Source organism: Chryseoglobus sp. 28M-23, assembly GCF_014789785.1.
In the GTDB taxonomy this organism is placed as follows: Bacteria; Actinomycetota; Actinomycetes; order Actinomycetales; family Microbacteriaceae; genus Microcella; species Microcella indica.
Window position 1 is genome coordinate 1,284,117 of record NZ_CP061846.1, and the last position, 25,630, is coordinate 1,309,746.

21 protein-coding genes and 1 tRNA gene are annotated in these 25,630 nt (G+C 68.4%); 18 read left to right on the plus strand and 4 right to left on the minus strand.

The window, feature by feature from the left end:
• Positions 1-59 precede the first annotated feature (59 nt).
• Together pyk and IE160_RS06235 are read left to right on the plus strand one after the other, a co-directional pair.
• Positions 60-1,517 carry a pyruvate kinase gene (pyk, locus tag IE160_RS06230; RefSeq protein ID WP_191150561.1) on the plus strand — a complete coding sequence of 486 codons (1,458 nt, stop codon included), beginning with the start codon at positions 60-62 and terminating at the stop codon, positions 1,515-1,517.
• A gap of 38 nt (positions 1,518-1,555) precedes the next feature.
• Positions 1,556-2,377, plus strand: a complete 822-nt coding sequence (locus IE160_RS06235) for a LysM peptidoglycan-binding domain-containing protein (protein WP_191150562.1) — start codon at positions 1,556-1,558, stop codon at positions 2,375-2,377.
• A gap of 165 nt (positions 2,378-2,542) precedes the next feature.
• Here IE160_RS06235 and IE160_RS06240 read toward each other — a convergent pair.
• A tRNA-Leu gene (locus IE160_RS06240) sits at positions 2,543-2,625 on the minus strand.
• 48 nt (positions 2,626-2,673) lie between these two features.
• Between IE160_RS06240 and IE160_RS06245 the strand changes: the two genes are divergently transcribed.
• Complete coding sequence (locus tag IE160_RS06245; RefSeq protein WP_179873905.1) at positions 2,674-3,321, plus strand: ANTAR domain-containing response regulator; 648 nt, start codon at positions 2,674-2,676, stop codon at positions 3,319-3,321.
• A 28-nt stretch (positions 3,322-3,349) separates the two neighbouring features.
• On the opposite strand, the gene IE160_RS06250 is transcribed toward IE160_RS06245, so the two are convergent.
• On the minus strand, positions 3,350-3,775 hold the full coding sequence (locus tag IE160_RS06250) for a hotdog fold thioesterase (protein WP_179871847.1): 426 nt from the start codon (positions 3,773-3,775) through the stop codon (positions 3,350-3,352).
• A gap of 66 nt (positions 3,776-3,841) precedes the next feature.
• Here IE160_RS06250 and polA point away from each other — a divergent pair, with 66 nt between their 5' ends.
• From polA to rpsA, 3 genes are all read left to right on the plus strand, one after another.
• On the plus strand, positions 3,842-6,499 hold the full coding sequence (polA, locus tag IE160_RS06255) for a DNA polymerase I (RefSeq protein ID WP_191150563.1): 2,658 nt from the start codon (positions 3,842-3,844) through the stop codon (positions 6,497-6,499).
• Positions 6,500-6,509: 10 nt separating this feature from the next.
• Entirely contained in the window at positions 6,510-8,189 is a 1,680-nt protein-coding gene (locus tag IE160_RS06260) for a DUF885 domain-containing protein (RefSeq protein ID WP_191150564.1), read from the plus strand.
• A gap of 156 nt (positions 8,190-8,345) precedes the next feature.
• Positions 8,346-9,797: a 30S ribosomal protein S1 gene (gene rpsA, locus IE160_RS06265; RefSeq protein ID WP_179871850.1), complete on the plus strand. Its 1,452-nt coding sequence runs from the start codon at positions 8,346-8,348 to the stop codon at positions 9,795-9,797.
• A gap of 149 nt (positions 9,798-9,946) precedes the next feature.
• Here rpsA and IE160_RS06270 read toward each other — a convergent pair whose 3' ends face one another.
• Positions 9,947-10,555: a DUF4126 domain-containing protein gene (locus IE160_RS06270; protein ID WP_218925586.1), complete on the minus strand. Its 609-nt coding sequence runs from the start codon at positions 10,553-10,555 to the stop codon at positions 9,947-9,949.
• Between the two features lie 73 nt (positions 10,556-10,628).
• On the opposite strand from IE160_RS06270, the gene coaE reads away from it, so the two are divergent.
• From coaE to IE160_RS06330, 12 genes are all read left to right on the plus strand, one after another.
• The gene (gene coaE / locus IE160_RS06275) at positions 10,629-11,249 is read left to right on the plus strand and encodes a dephospho-CoA kinase (protein WP_179871852.1); all 621 of its coding nucleotides are present in this window, start codon (positions 10,629-10,631) and stop codon (positions 11,247-11,249) included.
• Positions 11,250-11,258: 9 nt separating this feature from the next.
• Positions 11,259-13,325: an excinuclease ABC subunit UvrB gene (uvrB, locus tag IE160_RS06280; protein WP_191150565.1), complete on the plus strand. Its 2,067-nt coding sequence runs from the start codon at positions 11,259-11,261 to the stop codon at positions 13,323-13,325.
• Between the two features lie 53 nt (positions 13,326-13,378).
• Positions 13,379-16,270: an excinuclease ABC subunit UvrA gene (uvrA, locus tag IE160_RS06285; RefSeq protein ID WP_179871854.1), complete on the plus strand. Its 2,892-nt coding sequence runs from the start codon at positions 13,379-13,381 to the stop codon at positions 16,268-16,270.
• Between the two features lies 1 nt (position 16,271).
• A complete protein-coding gene (uvrC, locus tag IE160_RS06290) occupies positions 16,272-18,212 on the plus strand; it encodes an excinuclease ABC subunit UvrC (protein ID WP_191150566.1) in 1,941 nt (646 codons plus the stop codon).
• A 40-nt stretch (positions 18,213-18,252) separates the two neighbouring features.
• A complete protein-coding gene (rapZ, locus tag IE160_RS06295; protein WP_224744382.1) occupies positions 18,253-19,125 on the plus strand; it encodes an RNase adapter RapZ in 873 nt (290 codons plus the stop codon).
• 59 nt (positions 19,126-19,184) lie between these two features.
• Complete coding sequence (gene whiA, locus IE160_RS06300) at positions 19,185-20,159, plus strand: DNA-binding protein WhiA (RefSeq protein WP_152582843.1); 975 nt, start codon at positions 19,185-19,187, stop codon at positions 20,157-20,159.
• 127 nt (positions 20,160-20,286) lie between these two features.
• The gene (locus IE160_RS06305; protein WP_179871857.1) at positions 20,287-20,913 is read left to right on the plus strand and encodes a superoxide dismutase; all 627 of its coding nucleotides are present in this window, start codon (positions 20,287-20,289) and stop codon (positions 20,911-20,913) included.
• A gap of 109 nt (positions 20,914-21,022) precedes the next feature.
• The gene (gene gap / locus IE160_RS06310) at positions 21,023-22,033 is read left to right on the plus strand and encodes a type I glyceraldehyde-3-phosphate dehydrogenase (protein WP_191150567.1); all 1,011 of its coding nucleotides are present in this window, start codon (positions 21,023-21,025) and stop codon (positions 22,031-22,033) included.
• Between the two features lie 22 nt (positions 22,034-22,055).
• Positions 22,056-23,270, plus strand: coding sequence for a phosphoglycerate kinase (locus tag IE160_RS06315; protein ID WP_179871859.1), 1,215 nt, complete (start codon positions 22,056-22,058; stop codon positions 23,268-23,270).
• Positions 23,267-24,052: a triose-phosphate isomerase gene (gene tpiA, locus IE160_RS06320; protein WP_179871860.1), complete on the plus strand. Its 786-nt coding sequence runs from the start codon at positions 23,267-23,269 to the stop codon at positions 24,050-24,052. Before IE160_RS06315 ends, tpiA begins: the two co-directional genes overlap by 4 nt.
• A gap of 64 nt (positions 24,053-24,116) precedes the next feature.
• Positions 24,117-24,365: a preprotein translocase subunit SecG gene (gene secG / locus IE160_RS06325; RefSeq protein ID WP_152582838.1), complete on the plus strand. Its 249-nt coding sequence runs from the start codon at positions 24,117-24,119 to the stop codon at positions 24,363-24,365.
• Between the two features lie 11 nt (positions 24,366-24,376).
• Positions 24,377-24,733 (plus strand): RNA polymerase-binding protein RbpA, encoded by a 357-nt coding sequence (locus IE160_RS06330; RefSeq protein WP_152582837.1) that lies wholly within the window; start codon positions 24,377-24,379, stop codon positions 24,731-24,733.
• Between the two features lie 28 nt (positions 24,734-24,761).
• Here IE160_RS06330 and pgl read toward each other — a convergent pair whose 3' ends face one another.
• A complete protein-coding gene (pgl, locus tag IE160_RS06335) occupies positions 24,762-25,595 on the minus strand; it encodes a 6-phosphogluconolactonase (RefSeq protein WP_191150568.1) in 834 nt (277 codons plus the stop codon).
• Positions 25,596-25,630 lie beyond the last annotated feature (35 nt).

Here is a 25,630-nt window from a genome sequence, read left to right on the forward strand (position 1 = left end):
CCCGCCCACCCTTACGCACCTCCCTTCTCCACCCCACCACCACCACAGTGAAGGAAGCCATGAGACGAGCAAAGATCGTCGCCACCCTCGGGCCGGCTACGTCGAGCTACGAGAACATCCGAGCGATCATCGAGGCCGGCGTTGACGTCGCTCGCATGAACCTCAGCCACGGCACGTACGACCTGCACGAGGAGGTGTACGGAAACGTGCGCAAGGCCGCGGAGGACACGGGGCGCCCGGTCGCCGTCCTCGTCGACCTGCAAGGCCCCAAGATCCGGCTCGGGAAGTTCTCCGACGGCCCGCACGAGCTCGACGAGGGCGACATCTTCACGATCACGACCGAGGAGGTGCTCGGCACGAAGGAGCAGTGCGGCACGACCTTCAAGGGCCTGCCGCAGGACGTCAAGCCTGGCGACTTCCTGCTCGTCGACGACGGCAAGGTGAAGCTGCGCGTGCTCGACACCGACGGAGTGCGCGTGCGCACCGAGGTCGTCGTCGCTGGCGCAGTCTCCAACAACAAGGGCATCAACCTGCCCGGCGTCGCCGTCAACGTCCCCGCTCTCTCGGAGAAGGACGAGGACGACCTGCGCTGGGGCCTGCGCCTCGGTGCCGACTACATCGCGCTCTCGTTCGTACGCAACGCGAGCGACATCACGCGCGTCCACGAGATCATGCGTGACGAGGGCGTGACGCTGCCCGTCATCGCGAAGATCGAGAAGCCTCAGGCGGTCGACGCACTCGAGGAGATCGTCGACGCCTTCGACGGCATCATGGTCGCGCGCGGCGACCTCGGGGTCGAGCTTCCCCTGGAAGCCGTGCCGATCGTGCAGAAGCGGGCCGTCGAGCTCGCGCGCCGCATGGCGAAGCCCGTCATCGTGGCGACTCAGATGCTCGAGTCGATGATTAGCAGCCCGATCCCGACGCGCGCCGAGACGAGCGATGTCGCCAACGCGGTCCTCGACGGTGCGGACGCGGTCATGCTCAGTGGCGAGACGAGCGTGGGGGAGTTCCCCGTCATCACCGTCTCCACGATGGCGCGCATCGTCGCCGCGACCGAGGAGCACGGGCTCGAGCGCATCCCGCCGCTCGGCACGAAGCCGCGCACGCAGGGCGGCGCCATCACGCTCGCCGCCGCAGAGGTCGCAGAGTTCGTGGAGGCCAAGTACGTGTGCGTCTTCACCGAGGGCGGCGACTCGGCTCGTCGCATGTCGCGACTTCGGTTCCGCATCCCGATGAAGGCATTCACGCCGAACCCGCACGTGCAGCGCCGCATGTCGCTCACGTGGGGGATCGAGTCCTTCCTCGTCAAGAGCGTCACCCACACCGACGCGATGTACCGACAGGTCGACGACGTGCTCCTCGGGCGCGGTCTCGCGGAGACCGGCGACAAGGTCGTCGTGATCTCCGGCTCGCCTCCCGGAGTCTCGGGCGGCACCAACGACATCCGCGTGCACACCGTCGGTGACACGGTGGGCACCGAGCTGCCCGCGTGGATCGCGGGCGGCAGCGTCGAGTAGAGCACTCCGCGCGGCGTAGTCGATGTATGCTCGCGTTCATGACGGGACGCGAGCTGCATCGGCCTGGTCGCCGGGATCGGATGATCGGCTGTGGCGTAGCCCTGGCCATTGTTCTCGTCGTCGCCGGGTGCACCGGGCCTTCTGAGCCCGGCGTGGCGCCCGCCGCCGCTGAGACGGCGCCAGTCGAGCCCGGGGTGCTCGGCGCCGCCCCGCGTCCGACGCTCGACGCCGGGGAGGTCGTCGCGACGGGGACCCTCGCGGGCGACGCGACCGGCACGGTGACCATCACCGCAACGGGTGACGGAGGCTTCGGTGTGCGCATCGACGACCTCGGGACCGAGTTCGACGGTCTGCTGACCCCCTACCTGAGCACGGAGACCTTCGTGCCCGGCGAGTACTGCGCGTCGACGCGTGCGGGTCTGCACGGGTTCGGCGATTTCGTTCCGGCGCCGACGTACTCGTTCGCCCTCGGCGGCTTCGGTCATGGAGACTCCCCGTGGCCCGACCCCGCCTACCTCGACGACCTGGTCCTGACGCGCTCAGGGGAGCCTCTCGACGACTGCATCTCCGCGGTCGCCGGAGTGGCGCCGCTCACCTGGACGTTGCCCGACATGCGGCCGGGGCTGGCCGTGACCGATGACGGGCCGACCGGGGGAGCGCGTGGCGAGGTCGAGCTGTCGGATGGCTACCCGGTCGCCTACTCGGTGGTGGACGACGATCTGCTGCCCTCGATCGCGGCGCGCTTCGGCGTCACCCTCGACGACCTTCTCTACCTCAACCCAGCGCGGGCCGTGCCCGGCGACGACCCCGCGCTCGCCTACGTGGGTGAGACCCTGAATCTCGATCCCGCGAATCGCTAGTGGTGCGTACCGGCTGTGGGATTCGAACCCCGCGACGCACCGCGTCGCGCAGAACCGCACGGTTGTGTCGTGCGACTCGTGGTGCGTACCGGCTGTGGGATTCGAACCCCGCGACGCACCGCGTCGCGCAGAACCGCACGGTTGTGTCGTGCGACTAGTGGTGCGTACCGGCTGTGGGATTCGAACCCACACGCCCTCTCGGACAAAGCATTTTGAGTGCTCCGCGTCTACCATTCCGCCAAGCCGGCCACGCCGCTTCGTTAGCGGCATGTTGACGATACCGTAGGCTCGTGACCGTGAGTGATCAGGAACAGAGCACGTCAGCACCTCGACGCGTCGTCGTCGCCGAGGATGAGTCGCTCATCCGCATGGACATCGTCGAGATCCTGCGCGACAACGGCTTCGATGTCGTCGGTGAGGCGGGTGACGGTGAGACGGCGGTAGCCCTCGCGACCGAGTTGCGCCCCGATCTCGTCATCATGGACATCAGGATGCCCCAGCTAGACGGCATCGAGGCGGCCAAGCGCCTCAGCGAGAACCACATCGCTCCCGTCGTGCTGCTGACGGCGTTCAGCCAGAAGGAGCTCGTCGAGCAGGCGAGCGAGGCGGGCGCCCTGGCTTACGTCGTGAAGCCGTTCACGCCGAACGACCTGCTGCCGGCGATCGAGATCGCCCTGAGCCGCTACCAGCAGATCCTCACGCTCGAGAGCGAGGTCGCCGACCTGGTCGAGCGCTTCGAGACGCGCAAGCTCGTCGATCGTGCGAAGGGACTTCTCAATGAGCGCATGGGCTTGAGCGAACCGGAGGCGTTCCGATGGATCCAGAAGGCGTCGATGGACCGCCGCACGACCATGCAGGCCGTCGCCCAGGCTGTCATCGAGCAGCTCGCGCCGAAGAAGGACGCCCCCGCGAAGAAGGCCGCGGCAGAGCCCTCCGACGACTGAGCCGTCCGGGACTGACCCCTTTGTCGACCTAGCGGTCTCGCAGCAGGTTGGTGATGCGCACGGTCGACAGCCGGCGGCCCTCGTCGTCGGTGATGACGATCTCGTGCGTGCACAGCGTGCGGCCGAGCACGAGAGCCGTGCACGTCCCCGTGACCATGCCCTCGGTGACGGACCGGCTGTGCGTGGCGTTGATCTCGATGCCGACCGCGTAGCGCCCGGGCCCGGCGTGGATGGCGGAGGAGATCGAGCCGAGGCTCTCTCCGAGCACGACGTGGGCGCCCCCGTGCAGCAGACCGATGACCTGCGTGTTGCCCGCGACGGGCATCCGCGCGATGGAGTGCTCGGCGGAGAGCTCCACGAAGTCGATCTCCATCTTCTGCGCGAGTGCTCCGCCGCGCGTCGTGACGAGCCGCTCCACGAGCTCCGGGTCGAGATCATCGGGCAGTCGGTTCATCGGTTTCCTCTCGAGGGGCGTCGGCAGGCCCGGGCGACGGTCGGTGCGCCTCGCTAGGCTGACCGCGTGACGGACTCAGAAAAGTGTACGCTCCTCATCGTAGACGGCCACTCGCTCGCCTTCCGGGCGTTCTACGCGCTGCCCATCGACAGCTTCGTCACGCGAGACGGGCAGCACACGAACGCCATCCACGGCTTCATCTCGATGTTCCTGGGGCTTCTGGCGAAGGAGAAGCCCACCCACGTGGCGGTGGCGTTCGACATCTCGCGCTACTCGTTCCGCACGCGCGAGTACCCGGAGTACAAGGGAACGCGCGGAGAGACCCCGCCCGAGTTCGTCGGTCAGGTTCCTCTCCTGCAGGAGGCACTCGCCGCGATGAGCGTGACGACGATCACCAAGGAGGACTACGAGGCCGACGACATTCTCGCCACGCTCGCCTCCCAGGGAGCCGCAGAAGGCATGCACGTGCTCGTCGTCTCAGGCGACCGCGACACGATCCAGCTCGTCACCGACGACGTGACGCTCCTGTATCCGAACGCCCGCGGAGTGTCGGAGCTCAAGCGGTACGACCCGGAGACGGTGCGCGAGCGCTACGGCATCGCTCCCGAGCAGTACCCGGAGATCGCCGCCCTCGTGGGCGAGACGAGCGACAACCTTCCCGGCATCGACAAGGTCGGCGAGAAGACCGCGGTGAAGTGGATCACCCAGTACGGGTCGCTCGAGGGCATTTGGGAGCACATCGACGAGATCGGGGGAGTGGTCGGCAACAATTTGCGCGAGCAGCGTGATCGTGCCGAGCGCAACCGTCGCCTCAACCGCCTCGTGACCGATGTCGAACTGCCGGTCGGCCCGCGCGACCTCGAGCGGCGGCCGATGGACGTGCCCGCCGTCAAGGAGGTCTTCGAGCGCCTGCAGTTCCGCACCCTCACCGAGCGCGTGCTCAAGATCGCCGCGAGCGAGGGCACCGTCGTCGATGACGCACCCGCCGCCCCGCACGCCGACACGCCCGCGGTGCGCACGCTCGTGGACGAAGAGCTCGCGGCCTGGTTGCGCGCCGCGAGCAAGGCCGGCGGCGACATCGCCGTCATCGTGGATGCTCCGCTCGGCGAGCTCGACGCGATCGGGCTCGCGACCGCGACCGAGAGCGTGCAGGTGAACTGGGCCGCGCACCGTCCCGACTACGCCGCTCTCGAGCAGTGGCTCGCGAGCGACCACCCGAAGGTGCTCGCCGACGCGAAGTCGGCGCACTCGGTCCTCAGCGCGCTCGACATCACCCTCGCCGGTGTCGTGTGGGACGCGAAGCTCGCCGCGTGGATCGAGCGGCCCGGGGCGAAGTCCTACGCGCTCGCCGACCTCGTGCACAGCGTGCTCGGCGACACCCTGCCCGAGGCCGACCCCAACCAGCTCGTGCCCGACACCGGCGCCGTCTCGCCCGCGACCTCGGCGTGGTACCTGCACCGCGTGGCCGCTGCGCAGCGCGAGTCGCTCGTGCCGAGCAGCGCTACCGTGCTCACCGACCTCGACCTGCCGACCGCACCCGTGCTCGCGGCCATGCAGCGCGCGGGAGTCGCCGTCGACCGCGCGGCGCTCGAGGCGCTCAGCACCGAGTTGGGCGACACCGCAGCAGAGCTCGCGCAGAAGGCGTTCGCCGAGATCGGGCACGAGGTCAACCTCGGGTCGCCGAAGCAGTTGCAGGAAGTGCTCTTCGAGGAGCTCGGCATGCCCAAGACGCGCGCGACCAAGACTGGGTACACGACGGACGCGGCCGCCCTGGCCGATCTCCAGGAGGCGCATCCCCACCCCTTCCTCGGTCTGCTCCTGCAGCACCGCGACGCGACGAAGCTGCGTCAGATCATCGAGACGCTCGTCGCCTCGATCCATACCGACGGTCGCATTCGCACGACCTACGAGCAGACCGGCACGACGACCGGCCGCATCTCCTCGACCGACCCCAATCTGCAGAACATCCCCGTGCGCACCGAGGTCGGGCACCGTATTCGAGCGGCCTTCGTGGCCGGGGAGGCCTACGAGAGCCTGCTCACCGCCGACTACTCGCAGATCGAGATGCGCATCATGGCGCACCTCTCGGGGGACGATGGGCTCATCGAGGCGTTCCGCTCGGGGGAGGACCTGCACCGTTTCGTCGGCGCGCGCATCTTCTCGGTCGACCCCGCCGACGTGACCCCCGCCATGCGCACCAAGGTCAAGGCGATGAGCTACGGGCTCGCCTACGGGCTCAGTGCCTTCGGTCTCAGCAAGCAGCTGCGCATCCCCTCCGCGGAGGCGAAGCAGCTCATGACCGACTACTTCGCACGATTCGGTGCCGTGCGGGACTACCTGCGCAGCGTCGTCGCGCAGGCGAAGGTCGACGGCTACACCGAGACGATCTTCGGGCGGCGTCGTCCCTTCCCCGATCTCGCGAGCCCCAATCGAGTGCTGAGGGAGAACGCCGAGCGCGCCGCCCTCAACGCGCCCATCCAGGGTTCGGCCGCCGACATCATGAAGATCGCCATGATCGGCGTCGCCGACGACCTGCGCGCGCGGTCGCTGGGGTCGCGCCTGCTCCTGCAGGTGCACGACGAACTCGTGCTCGAGGTGGCGCCGGGGGAGCGGGAGGCAGTCGAGGCCATCGTGCGCGAGCGGATGGGGAGCGCGGCCGAACTGGCCGTCCCTCTCGACGTGCAGGTGGGCGTCGGTGCCGACTGGGACGACGCCGCTCACTAGACTGACCCGCATGACCGACTTTGCTCCCGCCCGCACCCCCAGCCGCGTCGACGCGATCGCGGAAGGCTGGGTGGGCACCCTCGCCCAGCTCGACCCCGACGTGGCCATCTACGCGGGAGTGCCCGGGCCCGTCGAGACGTTCGCCGACTACTCGCCGGAGGGCACCGCGGGCCTCGCCAAGGCGGCCCGGTCGGTGCTCGCCGAGCTCGAGGCCGCGGAGGCCGTCGATGGGGTCGACCGCGTCACGATCGCCGACCTGTCGAGCGAGCTGCGCCTGCACCTCGAGCTCGACGATGCGGGGTGGACGGAGCGCGACCTCAACGTCATCGCGTCACCCGCGCAGAGCATCCGGGAGATCTTCGACCTGCTGCCGACCGGCACCGAGTCGGACTGGCACACCATCGCCGTCAAGCTCGGCAACGTACCGCGCGCGCTCGAGGGCTACGCGTCGACCCTGCGCGAGGGAATCCGGCTCGGCCGCACACCCGCACGGCGCCAGGTCGAGCGCGTGCTCGCGCAGGCCAGGCAGCACTCGGCCGCCGACGGCTTCTTCGGCGAGTTCACCGAGAGTGCGGCGCTGCCCCAGGGCGAGCTGAGCACCGCGCTGCGCACCGAGCTGCGTCGTGGTGCCGAGACCGCGGCGACCGCGTACAGCGCCTTCGCCGACTTCCTCGAGCGGGAGCTCGCTCCCGCAGCGACGGAGACCGACGCCGTCGGGCGCGAGCTGTACGCGCTTCACTCGCGTCGATTCCTCGGCGCCACGATCGACCTCGACGAGACCTACGAGTGGGGCATCGAGGAGCTCGCGCGCATGGTCGAGGAGCAATCCCGCACCGCCGACCTCATCCTGCCCGGCGCGAGCGTCGAGGACGCGATCGCGCACCTCGAGCGCGACCCTGCCCGCAAGCTGCACGGTCGCGAGGCGCTGCAGCAGTGGATGCAGCAGCTCAGCGACACCGCCGTCGAGGAGCTCTCGCGCACCCACTTCGACATCCCCGAGCCCGTGAAGCGCCTCGAGTGCATGATCGCGCCCACGGCCGGCGGTGCGATCTACTACACGGGCCCGACCGACGACTTCTCACGGCCGGGTCGCATGTGGTGGAGCATCCCGGAAGGAGTCGACGAGTTCAACACCTGGCGCGAGGCGACGACGGTCTACCACGAGGGGGTGCCCGGCCATCACCTGCAGATCGGTCAAGCGGTCTACAACCGCGCGCAGCTCAACTCCTGGCGCCGACTGCTCGCCGGCACGAGCGGGCATGCGGAGGGCTGGGCCCTCTACGCCGAGCGGCTCATGGAGGAACTCGGCTACCTCGACGACCCGGCCGACCGCCTCGGGATGCTCGACGGCCAGCGCATGCGGGCAGCGCGCGTGGTGCTCGACATCGGCGTGCACCTCGGCAAGATCCACCCCGAGACGGGCGCGGTCTGGACGAGCGAGGACGCCTTCGCGTTCCTGCACCGCCACGTCAATATGAACGACGGCTTCATCGATTTCGAAGTGCATCGCTACCTCGGCTGGCCAGGGCAGGCGCCCTCCTACAAGGTCGGCCAACGCATCTGGGAGCAGCTGCGCGCCGAGACGCGAACCCGAGAAGGAGCGTCGTACAGCGACAAGGCGTTCCACAAGCGCGCACTCGACCTCGGAGGAGTGGGGCTCGACACCCTGCGCGGCGCGCTGCTGGACTAGTGGATCAGAGGACGGGCGGTTTGCCGGTCCCGAGCCGAGCAGGATAGGCTGGAGAGTCGTCGATTTGACGACCATCCTGTCCGCATACCCGAAACGACACTCCAGCACCACGTCGTCCCGGGCCTGAATCATGTCCGCATCGGAGCACTCATCTCTATGACCACCGTAACGACCAAGGCACCCGAGCAGATCGCCATCAATGACATCGGCTCTGCAGAAGACTTTCTGGCCGCGGTCGAACTGACCCTCAAGTTCTTCAACGACGGCGACCTCATCGAAGGAACCGTCGTGAAGATCGACCGCGACGAGGTCCTCCTCGACGTCGGCTACAAGACCGAGGGCGTCATCCCCTCGCGCGAACTCTCGATCAAGCACGACGTCGACCCCACCGAGGTCGTCTCCGTCGGCGACATGGTCGAAGCCCTCGTCCTCCAGAAGGAAGACAAAGAAGGCCGCCTCATCCTCTCCAAGAAGCGCGCGCAGTACGAGCGCGCCTGGGGCGATGTCGAGAAGATCAAGGACGACGACGGTGTTGTCACCGGCACCGTCATCGAGGTCGTCAAGGGCGGCCTCATCGTCGACATCGGCCTGCGCGGCTTCCTGCCCGCGTCGCTCATCGAGCTGCGCCGCGTGCGCGACCTCACGCCGTACCTCGGCCAGGAGATCGAGGCGAAGATCCTCGAGCTCGACAAGAACCGCAACAACGTCGTGCTCTCGCGCCGCGCACTGCTCGAGCAGACGCAGTCCGAGACGCGCTCGACGTTCCTCAACAACCTCGCCAAGGGCCAGGTGCGCAAGGGCGTCGTCTCGTCGATCGTCAACTTCGGCGCGTTCGTCGACCTCGGCGGAGTGGACGGACTCGTGCACGTCTCCGAGCTCAGCTGGAAGCACATCGAACACGCGAGCGAGGTCGTCGAGGTCGGCCAGGAGGTCACCGTCGAGATTCTCGAGGTCGACCTCGAGCGCGAGCGCGTCTCGCTCTCGCTCAAGGCGACGCAGGAGGACCCGTGGCAGGTCTTCGCGCGCACGCACGCGATCGGTCAGGTCGCACCGGGCAAGGTCACGAAGCTCGTTCCGTTCGGCGCGTTCGTGCGTGTTGCAGACGGCATCGAGGGCCTCGTGCACATCTCGGAGCTCTCCGCCAAGCACGTCGAGCTCGCCGAGCAGATCGTGTCGGTCGGTGACGAGGTGTTCGTCAAGGTCATCGACATCGACCTCGAGCGCCGTCGCATCTCGCTGAGCCTCAAGCAGGCGAACGAGGGCGTCGACCCCGAGGGCACCGAGTTCGACCCCGCGGTCTACGGCATGCCCACCGAGTACGACGAGGCCGGCAACTACAAGTACCCTGACGGCTTCGACCCCGAGTCGGGCGAGTGGAAGGACGGCTTCGACGAGCAGCGCGCCAAGTGGGAGCAGGACTACGCTGCCGCGCAGGCCCGCTGGGAGCAGCACAAGAAGCAGGTCGCGACCGCGCTCGTCGAGGACGAGAACCTGGATGCTCCGTCCACGGGCGGCGCAGGGTTCAGCTCCGACGCCTCCGGTGCGGGCACCCTCGCCGACGACGCGTCGCTCGCCGCGCTGCGCGAGAAGCTTTCCGGCAACGTCTGAACTGAGTCACCGCACGGCACGCCCAGCGCGTGATCCGGGCAGAATGGGCCGCACTCCTCGCGAGTGCGGCCCGTTCGTGCGTGCGGGTCGCGGCGCCAGTGCGGTGAGAGGCGCTCGTGCGGTGAGGGGCGCTCGTGCGGTGACGGGCGCTAGTGCGGTGAGGGGACGGGCTCGACGGACTGGCGTCGACGCCCGGCTCGCCGGAAGGCGAGCACTACCGCGAGCACGAGCCCGAGGAGGGCGACGATCACGAGCACGGGGATGAGAAGGGCGAGGAGGCTCAGCACGACCGCGCCGATGTCCTCACCGGTCGACAGCACGGGCGCGGCAGCGCCCGCGGTGAGAGTGTTGGCCGCGGGCCGAGCGAGCATCTTGCCGCCGTGCACGACGAGAGCGATCACGATGCCGACGACGACGGGCACCCACTGATCGCTCTCGAAGAAGGCTGCCGGATCGCTGACCGCGGCCGTCTGCGTCGCGCTTCCCGTGCCGAAGACGATACCTCCCGCTGCCGGACGGATGAGCGTCTGGAGCCAGTCGTTGATGGAGTCGACCGCGGGAGTCTTGTCGGCGATGATCTCGATCACGAGCAGTGAGCCGATGATGATGAGCACCCAGTCGTGGGAGAGCCAGACCCACGCCGCGGGCAACTCGATACCGTCCATGAAGCGTCCGGCGAGGCCGAGGATGAGGAGAGGGATGTAGGCGTTGAGACCCGCGGCGACCGCCAGGCCCGTTCCTGTGAGAATCTCGAGCACTCCGCCCTCCCTCGCCGTCGCTGAGCGCCATGATATCCGCATCGGCCGCGCGAGCGCCGTTAGGCTGGATCGCGTGGATGTGATCGCGCTGACGGGGGGAATCGCCGCGGGCAAGAGCACCGTCGCGCGCCGATGGCGCGAGCACGGAGCGGTGATCATCGATGCGGATGCGCTCGCTCGGGAGGCGGTCGCCCCCGGGTCGGCGGGTCTCGAGGCCGTCGTCGAGCGCTTCGGTGCCGATGTGCTCGACGAGCACGGCGCCCTCGACCGCAGTGCGCTGGGCCGCCGGGTCTTCGCCGATGAGGCTGAGCGCTCCGCCCTCAATGCGATCGTGCATCCCGAGGTTCACCGCCTCTACCGTGAGGCCGTAGCCCGGGCTCGCGACGCCGACCCGCAGGCACTCATCGTCTACGACGTGCCGTTGCTGGCTGAGGCACGCGCGCGCGACGAGTTCGGCGTCGTCGTGGTGGTGGATGCTCCGGCCCCGACGCGCGTGCGGCGTCTGGTCGAGCATCGCGGCATGACCGACCAGGAGGCGCGCGAGCGTGTCGCGGCCCAGCTCACGGACGACGAGCGGCGTGCTCTGGCTGACATCGTGCTCGACGCCTCCGGCACCCTCGAGCGCACCCTCGAGCAGGCGGACGAGGTGTGGAGCACGCTGCGCTCTCGGTTGGGTGTCGGGGGCGCCGAATAGGCTGACGGCATGCAGCCGACCCGATCCGTGCGCCCCTTCGAGGTCGTCAGCGACTACCAGCCGAGCGGTGACCAGCCTCAGGCGATCGCCGAGCTCGCCGCGCGCATCAATGCGGGCGAGACCGACGTCGTGCTCCTGGGCGCGACGGGCACGGGCAAGTCGGCGACGACCGCCTGGCTCATCGAGCAGGTGCAGCGCCCGACGCTCGTGATGGCGCACAACAAGACCCTCGCGGCGCAGCTGGCGACGGAGTTCCGCGAACTGCTGCCCCACAACGCGGTCGAGTACTTCGTCTCGTACTACGACTACTACCAGCCGGAGGCCTACGTGCCTCAGACGGACACCTTCATCGAGAAGGACAGTTCGATCAACGCCGAGGTCGAGCGGCTGCGTCACTCGACGACCAACTCGCTCCTGAGCCGGCGCGACGTCGTCGTCGTGTCCACGGTGTCGTGCATCTACGGTCTCGGCGCGGCGGAGGAATACCTCGAAGCCATGGTGGCGCTACAGGTCGGGGAGACCATCGCGCGCGACGACCTCATCCGTCGCTTCGTCGGCATGCAGTACCAGCGCAACGACGTGGACTTCTCGCGCGGCAAGTTCCGCGTACGGGGAGACACCATCGAGATCATTCCCATGTACGAAGAGCTCGCCATCCGCATCGAGATGTTCGGCGACGAGATCGAGGCGCTCTACGCCCTGCACCCGCTCACCGGCGACGTCGTGCGCTCCCTCGACGCGGTATCGGTCTTCCCGGCGACGCACTACGCCGCCTCGCCGGCAACCATGGAGCGCGCGGTCGGCACGATCCGGCTCGAGCTGGAGGAGCGGCTGGCCGAGCTCGAGCGCCAGGGCAACCTGCTGGAGGCCCAGCGGCTGCGCATGCGCACGACCTTCGACCTCGAGATGATGGAGCAGATCGGGTTCTGCAGCGGCATCGAGAACTACTCCCGCCACATCGACGGCCGCGCGGCGGGGGAGCCGCCGAACTGCCTCCTCGACTACTTCCCCGAAGACTTCCTCGTCGTGATCGACGAGAGCCACGTGACCGTGCCCCAGATCGGCGCGATGTTCGAAGGTGACGCCTCACGCAAGCGCACACTTGTCGAGCACGGTTTCCGCCTGCCGAGCGCGATGGACAACCGGCCTCTGCGTTGGGAGGAGTTCCTCGCCCGCACCGGGCAGAAGGTGTACCTCTCGGCGACCCCCGGCAAGTACGAGCTCGGCATCACCGACTCGGTGGTCGAGCAGATCATCCGCCCCACGGGTCTCATCGACCCGGAGATCGTCGTCAAGCCGAGCAAGGGCCAGATCGACGATCTGCTCGAGCAGATCCGCCAGCGCACCGAGCGCGACGAGCGCGTGCTCGTCACGACGCTCACGAAGAAGATGGCGGAGGAGCTCACGGAGTTCCTCACGGAGGCGGGCGTGCGCGTGCGCTACCTGCACTCCGACGTCGACACCCTGCGCCGCGTGGAGCTGTTGCGCGAGTTGCGCCAGGGCGTGTACGACGTGCTCGTCGGCATCAATCTGCTGCGCGAGGGGCTCGATCTGCCGGAGGTCTCGCTCGTGGCGATCCTCGACGCCGACAAGGAGGGCTTCCTGCGGTCGGCGACCTCGCTCATCCAGACCATCGGTCGCGCGGCCCGCAACGTGAGCGGCCAGGTGCACATGTACGCCGACACCGTGACGCCCTCGATGGCGCAGGCGATCGACGAGACGACGCGCCGCCGCGACCGCCAGATCGCCTACAACACCGAGATGGGCATCGATCCGACACCGCTGCGCAAGCGCATCGCCGACATCACCGATCAACTCGTGCGCGAAGGTGCCGACACCGAAGCCCTGCTCTCGGGGCGTGGCGAGGACAAGCGCGCTCCAGCACCGATCGCGCGCCGGGAGGGTCGCGCCGCCTCGGGCGCGGCCGAGCTCGAGTCGATCATCGCCGACCTCAACGCGCAGATGCTCACCGCGGCGGACGAGCTGAAGTTCGAGCTCGCCGCTCGCCTGCGGGACGAGGTGCAAGACCTCAAGAAGGAGCTGCGGCAGATGATCGAGGTCGGGCACGTGCGCTGAGCCCGTCCTCCGCGTCGGGTGCGCACGGCTCGTTGTCGGGCCCCCCACCTACAATGACGAGAGTGCCGGCTACTCCTGACGAATCCGTTCCCCACCTGAGCGTGCGCGGTGCGCGCGTGCACAACCTGCGCGACGTCGACCTCGTCATTCCGCGCGACTCGCTCGTGGTCTTCACAGGGCTCTCGGGCTCCGGGAAGAGCTCTCTCGCCTTCGACACCATTTTCGCGGAGGGGCAGCGTCGCTACGTCGAATCGCTCTCCGCGTACGCGCGCCAGTTCCTCGGCCAGGTCGATCGACCCGATGTCGACTTCATCGAGGGCCTGAGCCCGGCCGTCTCGATCGACCAGAAATCGACCAACCGCAACCCGCGGTCGACGGTGGGCACGATCACCGAGATCTACGACTACATGCGCCTGCTCTGGGCCCGCGTGGGGATTCCGCACTGTCCCGAGTGCGGGGAGCGCATTCAGCGCCAGACGGTGCAGCAGATCGCCGACGAGCTCATGACGCTCGAGAGCGGACGCCGCTACCAGGTGCTCGCTCCCGTCGTCAGCCAGAAGAAGGGCGAGTTCGTCGACCTCTTCAAGGAGCTCGCGGCGGGCGGCTACTCACGTGCGGTCGTCGACGGCGAGGTCATCCAGCTCAGCGACCCGCCCACTCTCAAGAAGCAGGTCAAGCACGACATCGCCGTCGTCGTCGATCGGCTCGTCGCGAAGGACGACATCCTCACGCGCCTCACCGACTCGCTCGAGACCGCGCTGCGGCTCACCGACGGCCTCGTCGTGATCGATTTCGTGGACGAGGAGGGGGAGAGCGCGACCCGCACCTTCAGCGAGAAGCTCAGCTGCCCCAACCGTCACCCTCTGCGCCTGACCGAGATCGAACCTCGTACCTTCTCGTTCAACGCACCTTTCGGCGCCTGTCCCGTGTGCTCCGGGCTCGGCACACGACAAGCGGTCGACGTCGACCTGCTCATCGGTGACCCGAGCCTCACCCTCAACGACGGCGTGATCCTTCCCTGGAACCAGCAGGGCAAGGGCCTCTACAGCTACTTCCAGAAGCTCTTGGGTGGACTGGCGAACGACCTCGGGTTCTCCCTCGACACACCGTGGGGCGAGCTCGAGGAGAGCACGCAGCACGCCGTGCTGCACGGCAACGACTTCGACGTGCGGGTCAAGTGGCGCAACCGCTACGGGCGCGATGTCACCTACACGACCGGCTTCGAAGGGGTCATCCCCTACATCGAGCGCAAGTACCGGGAGGCCGAGAGCGACTGGTCGCAGCAGCGGTTCGCAGAGTATCTGCGCGAGGTCCCCTGCCCCGAGTGCGACGGCGCCCGTCTCAAGCCCGAAGTGCTCGCCGTGCTCGTCGACGACCGCAACATTGCCGAGGTCGCCGAGCTGAGCCTGCAGGATGCCTATGCGTTCGTCACCGCGATCAGCCTGACCGATCGGGAGGCCTCGATCGCCGCGGCCGTGCTGCGCGAGATCCGCGCCCGCCTCGAGTTCCTCCTCGAAGTCGGCCTCGGCTATCTGACGATGGCCCGTGCGGCCGGCAGCCTCTCCGGCGGCGAGGCGCAGCGCATCCGGCTCGCGACGCAGATCGGCAGCGGGCTCACCGGGGTGCTCTATGTGCTCGACGAACCGAGCATCGGGCTGCACCAGCGCGACAACAGGCGACTCATCGACACCCTCGTCAAGCTCAAGAACCTCGGCAACACCCTCATCGTCGTCGAGCACGACGAAGACACCATCCGCACCGCCGACTGGATCGTCGATATTGGGCCGGGTGCGGGGGAGCACGGCGGGCGCGTCGTGCACTCCGGCTCCTATGCCGGCCTGCTGAAGAACAAGGAGTCGATCACCGGGGACTACCTCGCAGGTCGGCGGCAGGTCATCGAGCGCGTGACACGGCGGCCGATCGACCGCGGGCGCATCCTCACGGTGGAGGGCGCACGGGCCAACAACCTACAGAACGTGACCGTCGAGTTCCCTCTCGGCGTCTTCGTAGCGGTGACGGGGGTGAGCGGCTCCGGCAAGTCGTCGCTCGTGAACGACATCCTCTACAAGGTGCTCGCGAACCGCCTCAACGGCGCACGGCAAGTACCCGGCAAGCACGCGCGCGTGCACGGGCTCGAGCATCTCGACAAGGTCGTGCACGTCGATCAGGCGCCCATCGGACGCACGCCCCGCTCGAACCCCGCAACGTACACGGGCGTCTTCGACCGCATTCGCTCACTGTTCGCCGAGACGCTGGAGGCGAAGTCGCGCGGCTACCTGCCCGGACGTTTCAGCTTCAACGTCAAGGGCGGCCGCTGCGAGAACTGCGCGGGCGACGGCACCATCAAGATCGAGATGAACTTCCTCCCGGACGTCTACGTCGCGTGCGAGGTCTGCCATGGAGCCCGCTACAACCGGGACACGCTCACCGTGCACTACAAGGGCAAGAACATCTCAGAAGTGCTCGACATGCCCATCGAACAGGCCGCGGAGTTCTTCGAGCCCATCTCGGCCATCCACCGCTACCTGAAGACCCTCGTCGACGTGGGCCTCGGATACGTGAGGCTCGGCCAGAGCGCCACGACGCTCTCGGGTGGCGAGGCGCAGCGCGTCAAGCTCGCGACCGAGCTGCAGAAGCGATCCATGGGCCGCAGCGTGTACGTGCTCGACGAGCCGACGACGGGGCTGCACTTCGAAGACGTGCGCAAGCTGCTCGTCGTGCTGGGCGGCCTCGTCGACAAGGGCAACACCGTCATCGTCATCGAGCACAACCTCGACGTCATCCGGGCGGCCGACTGGCTCATCGATCTCGGTCCCGAAGGCGGAGCCGGCGGCGGTCAGGTGCTCGTCACGGGCACGCCAGAGCAGGTGGCCGAGCACGCCGACAGCTACACCGGGCAGTTCCTCGCCGAGCTGTTGCCGCAGACCGAGGTCATCGGCGCCTGACATGTCCACGCGCGAGCACTGGCGCCCCGCACGCGGAGAGATCCCCGTCGAACCGGGGGTTTATCGCTTTCATGATGAGAGCGGTCGAGTTCTCTATGTCGGCAAAGCCAAGAACCTGCGCTCCCGTCTCAGCAACTACTTCCAGCCGCTCACGAGCCTGCACGAGCGCACCCGCCGCATGGTCACCTCGGCGCGCGGTGTCGAGTGGACCGTCGTCGGCAGCGAGCTCGAGGCCCTGCAGCTCGAGTACACCTGGATCAAAGAGTTCGACCCTCCCTTCAACGTGCAGTTCCGGGACGACAAGACGTACCCTTACGTCGCCATCACCCTCGGCGAGAGGGTGCCGCGGGTCATGGTGACGCGCACGCGCGGCATCGACGGTGCCCGGTACTTCGGCCCGTACACGAAGGTCTGGGCCGTGCGGGAGACCATCGACATCCTGCTCAAGGCCTTCCCCATGCGCTCCTGCTCGAATGCCATCTACCAGCGCGCACAGCGGGCTGGTAGGCCCTGCCTGCTCGGCGACATCGGCAAGTGCGCGGCGCCCTGCGTGGGCCGCGTGACGCCGGAGCAGCACCGGGGCATCGCGCTCGATCTCGCGTCCTTCATGGCGGGCAACGACGAGCGATTCGTGCGCGATCTCAAGCAGCGGATGGCCGCCGCGGCGGCCGAGCTCGACTACGAGAGCGCCGCGCGGCTGCGCGACCAGGTCGGCGCGCTCGAGACCGCCCTCGCGAAGAACGCGATCGTGCTCGCCGAGGACGTCGATGCCGACATCTTCGGTGTCGCGTACGACGAGCTCGCAGCGGCTGTGCAGCTTTTCATCGTGCGCGGCGGGCGCATTCGCGGCGTGCGCGGCTGGGTCGTCGACACCGAGCTCGATGTCACACTCGCCGAGCTCGTCGACACGGTGCTGCAGAAGGCCTACGACGATGGCACGGTACCGGCGCGCGAGGTGATCGTGCCCGCGGTGCCCGACGACGCGGCCGCCCTGCAGACCCTGCTGGGGGAGCGGCGGCGCGCCGCGCACGAGCGCGGCGGCGTCACGGTGCGGGTCGCCCAGCGCGGCGAGAAGGCAGCCCTCGCGCAGACCGTCGCCACCAACGCGCAGGGCGCCCTGAGCCTCTACAAGACCCGGCGGAGCGGCGACTTCACGGCCCGCTCCCAAGCGCTTGCCGACCTCCAGGAGGCCCTGGGGCTCGCGAGCGCGCCATTGCGACTCGAGTGCTTCGACGTCTCCCACCTCGGCGGTACCAACCAGGTGGCGTCCATGGTGGTCTTCGAGGACGGGCTCCCCAGGAAGAACCAGTACCGCACCTTCGCGATCCCGCAGGCGCGTGACGACACCGATGCGCTCTACCAGGTGCTGCGACGGCGTCTCGCCCATCTCGACCGCGCCGCGAACCAGGACACTGGGGCGGCAGCTGTGCTCGCCGACACCGGCGATGCGGCGGTCGGCGAAGGAGAGGTCGTCCAGGAGGCGCCGAGGCAGTCCTTCCACTATCGACCGGGACTGCTGGTCGTCGACGGCGGGCAACCTCAGGTGGAGGCCGCAGCCCGCGCTCTGCGCGACGAAGGCATCGACGACATCGCCGTCTGCGGCATCGCCAAGCGGCTCGAGGAGATCTGGCTGCCGGGAAACCCGTACCCCGTGATCCTGCCCAGAACCTCCGATGCCCTCTTCCTGCTGCAGCGCCTCCGCGACGAGGCGCACCGCTTCGCGCTCCGCTACCAGCGCACGACGCGCTCGCGGGATATCCGCAGTCAGCTCTCCACAGTGCCGGGCCTCGGCCCCACACGCATCAAGCGGCTCCTGCAGCACTTCGGCTCCGTGTCGCGCCTGCGGGCAGCGTCCACCGAGGAGATCGAGAAGGTCGACGGCATCGGCGCCGTCGTGGCGGCAGCGATCCATCGCGAGCTTCGCGATGGCGCGGGCGTCTAGGCTGGTGCCGCCCCGTCCCCGACCTGAGCAAGAGGCCACTGTGAGCGAGAGCACGCCGAACGACGTCCTCATCGTGACGGGCATGTCCGGCGCGGGGCGGTCCACCGTCGCGAACGCCCTCGAAGATCTCGACTGGTACGTCGTCGACAATTTGCCGCCGCAGATGCTGCGCCCGCTCCTCGACCTGGCCATGCATCCGGGCAGCGCGCTGCCCTCCATCGCTGCCGTCGTCGACGTGCGCGGAGGGAAGCTCTTCGCAGACCTTGCGAGCATCATCGGGGAGCTGCGCGAGCGCACGCCCGTGCGCGTCGTCTACCTCGATGCGACCGATCAGGCGCTCGTCCGCCGCTTCGAGCAGGTGCGACGACCGCACCCGCTGCAGGCCGACGGCACCCTGCTCGACGGCATCGCGCGCGAGCGCGCGCTCATGACCTCCGTGCGCGAGCTCAGCGACCTCATCATCGACACGAGCGAGTACAACATCCACCAGCTCGCCACGACCGTCACGGAGCTCTTCGCCGACGAGGGCAGGGCGCTGGTCCGAGTGACCCTCGAGAGCTTCGGCTTCAAGTACGGCATCCCGACCGACGCGGACATCGTGGCCGATGCGCGCTTCCTGCCCAATCCCTTCTGGCAGGACGACCTGCGCCGTGCCACGGGCCAGGACCCGCGCGTGAGCGAGTTCGTGCTCGAGCAGGAGGGCGCTCGGGAGTTCGTGCAGCACTTCGTCGCCGCGCTGGGCCCCGTGCTCGCCGGGTACGCTCGGGAGAACAAGCCGCATGCGACCATCGCGATCGGCTGCACGGGGGGCAAGCACCGGTCCGTCGCGCTGGTAGAGGAGTTCGCGGCGCACCTTCGCGGCATGCCTGGCATCGATGTGACGGTGAAGCACCGCGACCTCGGACGCGAGTAAGGTCGAGTGTCATCCCGACCCGCTGGGCGAGGACGAGGCAGAACGAGAGGAGCGCGATTGTGGCGCTGACCGCCGACGTGAAAGAAGAACTGGCACAGTTGGCGGTCACCAAGACCACCGTGCGTGCGGCCGAGCTTGCGACCGTGCTGCGCTTCGCGGGAGGACTCCATCTGATCTCCGGTCGTGTGGCCGTCGAAATCGAGGTCGACGCGCCCGCGATCGCGCGCCGCGTGCGGAAGGATCTCGCCGAGCTCTACGGCATGCGCAGCGACGCGGCTGTCATGTCGCCGAGCGGCATTCGCAAGACTCCCACCTATCTCGTGCGAGTTCTCGAGGGCGGAGAGACTCTCGCACGGCAGACCGGCCTGCTGGATGCGCGACGACGCCCCGTGCGCGGCCTTCCGAACCGTCTGACGACAGGCACGAAGGAGGAGCTCGCGGCCGTCTGGCGCGGCGCCTTCCTCGCGCACGGCTCCCTCACCGACCCGGGCCGATCAGCGGCACTCGAGATCAGCTGCCCCGGCAACGAGTCCGCGATGGCGCTCGTGGGAGCTGCCGGACGACTCGGCATCCCCGTCAAGGCCCGCGAGGTGCGCGGAGTGCACCGCGTCGTGATTCGCGACGGCGACAAGATCGGGCTCATGCTCCGCACGATGGGAGCCGAGCGCACGGTCGAGGACTGGGAGGCGATGCGGCAGCGCCGCGAGGTGCGGGCGACCGCGAACCGCCTCGTCAACTTCGACGACGCCAACCTCCGACGCTCCGCGCAGGCCGCCGTGGCGGCGTGCGCCCGCGTCGAGCGCGCCCTGCAGATCCTCGAGGACGACCTGCCCGACCATCTGCGCTACGCCGGTGAGCTGCGGCTCAACCATCGCGATGCGAGCCTGGACGAGCTGGGCCACCACGCCGACCCTCCGATGACCAAGGATGCGGTCGCCGGGCGCATCCGGCGCCTGCTCGCGATGGCGGACAAGAAGGCCGAGCAGCTCGGCATTCCCGGTACCGAGGCCGGGCTCCCCGCCGAGGTCGACTGAGCGTGAGGTGGGTATCGGGAACAGCCTGGGAGGCCGCGGCGTTGCCCTCACTAGACTGATCACCCGTCAGGAGGGTCGCGCGCTCAGCGTTGCGGCCTGACGAGAATTCGCGAGGAGAGATACGCACATGTCCGTCTACACCCTTCCCGAACTGTCCTACGACTACGGTTCGCTCGAGCCGCACATCAGCGGCCGCATCATGGAGCTCCACCACTCGAAGCACCACGCCGCCTACGTCGCCGGCGCCAACGCCGCTCTCGAGGGCATGGCGGCCGCGCGCGAGTCAGGTGACTTCGCCAACATCAATCGTCTGGAGAAGGACCTCGCCTTCCACCTTGGCGGCCACATCAACCACTCCATCTTCTGGACCAATCTGTCGCCCGAGGGCGGGGACAAGCCGACCGGCGAGCTCGCGACCGCGATCGACGAGTTCTTCGGCTCGTTCGACCAGTTCGTCGCCCACTTCACCGCGGCCTCGATGGGCATCCAGGGCTCCGGCTGGGGAGTACTCTCCTGGGACCCGATCGGCCGTCGCCTCGTCATCCAGCAGCTCTTCGACCAGCAGGGCAACACCGCTCAGGCGACGGTGCCGCTGCTGCAGCTCGACATGTGGGAGCACGCCTTCTACCTCGACTACGTGAACGTCAAGGCCGACTACGTCAAGGCTTTCTGGAACATCGTCAACTGGCAGAACGTCGCCGACCGCTTCGCGGCGGCGCGCTCAGGCAGCGACGCCCTCCTGCTACTGTCGTAATCGGCATCGTGGCCGGGGCGATGTCCCCGGCCACACTCATGTCACCATCATCACCACCACCCGGACCACCCCACGGCGCCGTGGAGCGCCCCCACGACAAGGAGCTCACGTGAGCGTGAAGATCGGCATCAACGGATTCGGACGCATCGGCCGCAACTACCTGCGCGCGGCCCTCGCCCAGGGCAGCGACCTCGAGATCGTCGCGGTCAACGACCTCACGGACAACGCGGCCCTCGCTCACCTGCTCAAGTACGACTCCGTCGGCGGCCCGCTCGCCCACGATGTCTCGCACGACGGCGACTCGATCACGGTGGGCGATCAGCGCATCCGCGTCTTCGCCGAGCGCGACCCCTCCGACCTTCCCTGGGGCGACCTCGGCGTCGACATCGTCATCGAGTCGACCGGTCGCTTCACCAAGGCCGAGGACGCGAAGAAGCACATCGCCGGCGGAGCGAAGAAGGTCCTCATCTCGGCCCCGGCCTCCGGCAACGACGCGACGATCGTCATGGGAGTCAACGAGGAGAGCTACGACCCCGCTTCCGACGTCATCATCTCGAACGCGTCGTGCACGACGAACTGCCTCGCGCCCCTCGCGCAGGTCTTCAACGACGCCTTCGGCATCGAGCGCGGCTTCATGATGACCGCGCACGCCTACACCGCCGACCAGAACCTGCAGGACGGCCCGCACAGCGACCTGCGTCGTGCGCGCGGTGCGGCCATCAACATCGTTCCCGCCTCGACCGGCGCCGCCAAGGCCATCGGCCTCGTGCTGCCCGAGCTCAACGGCAAGCTCAGCGGCTCCTCGTACCGCGTGCCCGTGCCCACCGGCTCGATCGTCGACCTCACCGTCATCACCTCCGCCGAGGGTCTGACTGCCAAGACGATCAACGCGGCGTACAAGGCCGCCGCGGCGGAGGGGCGCCTCCACGGCATCCTCCAGTACACGGAGGACCCGATCGTCTCGAGCGACATCCAGCTCAACCCGCACTCGTCGATCTTCGACTCGGAGCTCACGAACGTGAGCGGCAACCTCGTCAAGGTCTCGGCGTGGTACGACAACGAGTGGGGCTACTCCAACCGACTCGTCGACCTGACCGAGTACGTCGGCGCACGGCTCTAGCTGAGCATCCAGGAGAACCGTCGTGGCCCTGCGCACGATCGAATCCCTCGGAGACCTCTCCGGCCGGCGCGTGATCGTCCGGTGCGACCTCAACGTGCCGCTCGCCGACGGCGTCGTGACAGACGACGGTCGCATCCGCGCCTCGCTGCCGACGCTCAACGCGCTCCTGCACCGCGGAGCGCGCGTCGTCGTCGTCTCCCACCTGGGCCGACCGGATGGCGCGCCGGATGCGCGCTACAGCCTGAAGCCCGTCGCCCAGCGACTGTGCGAGCTGCTCGGCTCGCCTGTCGCCTTCGCCGAGGACACCGTCGGGTCGGCTGCCGAGAAGACCGTCGAGGCTCTCGAGGACGGCCGTATCGCGCTGCTCGAGAACCTGCGGTTCAACGCGGGGGAGACGAGCAAGGACGACGCGGAGAGGCGCGCGTTCGCCGAGCGTCTCGCGCGCTTCGGCGACGCGATGGTCTCGGACGGCTTCGGGGTCGTGCACCGCAAGCAGGCGAGCGTCTTCGAGCTCGCCCAACTGCTGCCGAGCGCAGCGGGTTCGCTGATCGCCACGGAGCTCGAGGTCCTGGACCGCCTGACCGAGACGCCTGAGCGCCCCTACACGGTCGTGCTCGGCGGGTCGAAGGTCTCCGACAAGCTCGGCGTCATCGCCCACCTGCTGCCCCGGGTCGATCGGCTCCTCATCGGTGGAGGCATGCTCTTCACCTTCCTCAAGGCACAGGGGCACGCGGTCGGCGCGAGCCTGCTCGAGGAGGATCAGCTCGACACGGTGCGCGCTTACCTCGACGAGGCGCGTGAGCGGGGTGTCGAGATCGTCCTGCCGACCGACGTCGCCGTCGCGGAGTCGTTCTCCGCCGACGCCGCCTACACCGTCCAGCGAGCAGACGACCTGGAGGGCGGGCCCGCGGGCGCCGCCGGTATCGGTCTCGACATCGGCCCGGACACGGCGGCGCGCTTCGCCGAGCTGGTGTCGTCGTCCTCGACCGTGTTCTGGAACGGGCCCATGGGCGTCTTCGAGTTCCCGGCATTCGCGGCGGGCACGAAGGCGGTCGCCGAAGCGCTGTCTCGGATGCCCGGTCTCGGCGTCGTCGGCGGTGGCGACTCCGCCGCCGCCGTGCGCGCGCTCGGATACCGCGACAGCGATTTCGGCCACGTCTCCACGGGGGGCGGCGCCAGCCTTGAGTTCCTCGAGGGCAAGAAGCTACCCGGACTGGAGGTCCTCGGATGGTCATGACACGCACCCCGCTCATCGCGGGAAACTGGAAGATGAACCTCGACCACCTGCAGTCGATCGCCTTCGTGCAGAAGCTGGCGTGGTCGCTGCGGGATGCGAAGCACTCCTCGGCCGAGGTGGAGGTAGCGGTCTTCCCGCCCTTCACCGATCTTCGCAGCGTGCAGACGCTCATCTCCGCAGACAAGCTCGACCTCGCCCACGGCGGACAGGATCTCTCCGCGCACGACAGCGGCGCCTACACGGGCGAGATCTCGGGAGCCTTCCTCGCGGCTCTCGAGTGCCGCTACGTCATCATCGGCCACTCGGAGCGTCGGCAGTACCACCACGAGGACGACGCCATCGTCGCCGCGAAGACCGTCGCCGCTCTGCGGCATGGCCTGACGCCCGTCGTGTGCGTGGGCGAGACCGCGGAGGACCTCGAGGCGCACGGCCCCTCGGCGGTGCCTGTGGGTCAGCTGGCGGCTGTTCTCGCCGAGCTCGATCCCGAGCAGGAGATCGTGGTCGCATACGAGCCGGTGTGGGCGATCGGATCCGGCCAGGCAGCGACGCCCGAGCAGGCGCAGCAGGTGTGCGCCGCGCTGCGCGCGGAGATCGAGACCGCCCTCGGGGCGGACGCTGCTCAGCGCACGCGCATCCTCTACGGCGGCAGTGTCAAGGCCGCGAACATCGCCGGATTCATGAAGCAGAAGGACGTCGACGGCGCCCTTGTCGGGGGAGCGAGTCTCGACGTGGACGAGTTCTCCGCCATCGCCCGCTTCCCGAAGCACGTCGGCACTGTCTGACGCCCCAGCCGTTCCCTGTCCGGTAGGGTAGGAGACTGTCCGAAACGCTCGAGAGGTTCTATCCGTGGAAATTCTTCAGGTCGTGCTCCAGGTCATCCTGGGAATCACGAGCCTCCTGCTGACGCTCATGATCCTGCTGCACCGCGGTCGCGGCGGCGGGCTCTCCGACATGTTCGGCGGCGGCGTCACGTCCAACCTCGGTGCTTCCGGGGTGGCGGAGCGGAACCTCAACCGCATCACGATCATCCTCGCCCTCGTCTGGGTGTCCGCGATCATCGTGCTCGGTCTCATCACGCGCTTCGACGCGGCATAGGGGGAAACGACATGGTGTCAGGAGGAAGCGCTATTCGCGGTTCCCGCGTTGGTTCAGGCCCCATGGGGGAGCAGGACCGCGGGATCCAGGCCGAGCGCCTCACGATCTCGTACTGGGATGCGCTCGGCAATGAGACCGTGCGCCATTTCGCGGCGAATTTGCCCGAGGAGGAGATTCCCGAGACGATCGATTCACCGGCCTCGGGGCTGCCTGCGGGGCGCGACAAGAACAATCCGCCCGCGATGGCGAAGAACGAGCCGTACAAGACGCACCTCGCCTACGTGAAGGAGCGCCGCAGCGACGAGGAGGCCAAGCAGATCCTCGATGAGGCTCTGCAGCGCCTGCGACAGCGCCGCGGTACCGCTTAGCCGCTCAGCGTCTGTCCCGACTCGGCACTCATCGTGACTCGGTCGGGCGCCACGTCTCGGGCCGCCAGTCGGACTGATCCATCGCACCCGTCCAGTACGACGTCGGTGCGATGAGCGCCTCCGGCACCTCTGCCGAGGCGTCTTCGTCGACGAAGAACACCGTGCGCTTGGTGCCCTTCGCCCCGGCTGCCGGTACGTCGGCGAAGGAGGCACCGGCGAGGGCCAGGCCCAGTGCCGGAGCCTTGTCCGCTCCGGCGAGCACGAGCCAGATGCGCTCGGAGCGGCGCAAGAGGGGCAGGGAGAGGCTCAGGCGACCGGGCGGTGGCTTCGGGGAGTCGTGCACGGCGATGACACCGGCCCGCTCGATGGTCGGGCCTTCCCGGTCCGGGAAGAGCGACGCGATGTGGCCATCGGGGCCGACGCCCAAGAACGTGATGGCGAACGTGGGGAATTCCGCTCCATCGGAGTGCGCGCGCAGAGTCGCTTCATAGCGCTCGGCCGCCTCCTCGAGCTCGATGCCCTCGTCCGATGCCGGGAACGGGTGCACATTGTTCGGCGGAATCGCGATGTGATCGATGAGCGCCTGGCGGGCCTGGGTCTCATTGCGATCCGCGTCACCGCGCGGCAGCCACCGCTCGTCCCCCCACCACAGGTGCACAGCATGCCAAGCGACGCTGTCGCGTCCGGGGGAGTGCGCGATCGCCTCGAGAACCTCGATGCCCACGCTGCCCCCCGTGAGCACGACGTGCGCCCTGCCCTCGTCCTCGATGAGGTCGACGAGCTTGGTGAGGAACCGGGCCGCCACCGCTCCCGCGAGAGTCGAACGGTCAGGATGAACGAGCACGCGTCGATCGGTGGTCACGAGTATCACGAGCCTTTCAGGTGGGGCGGGGTGCG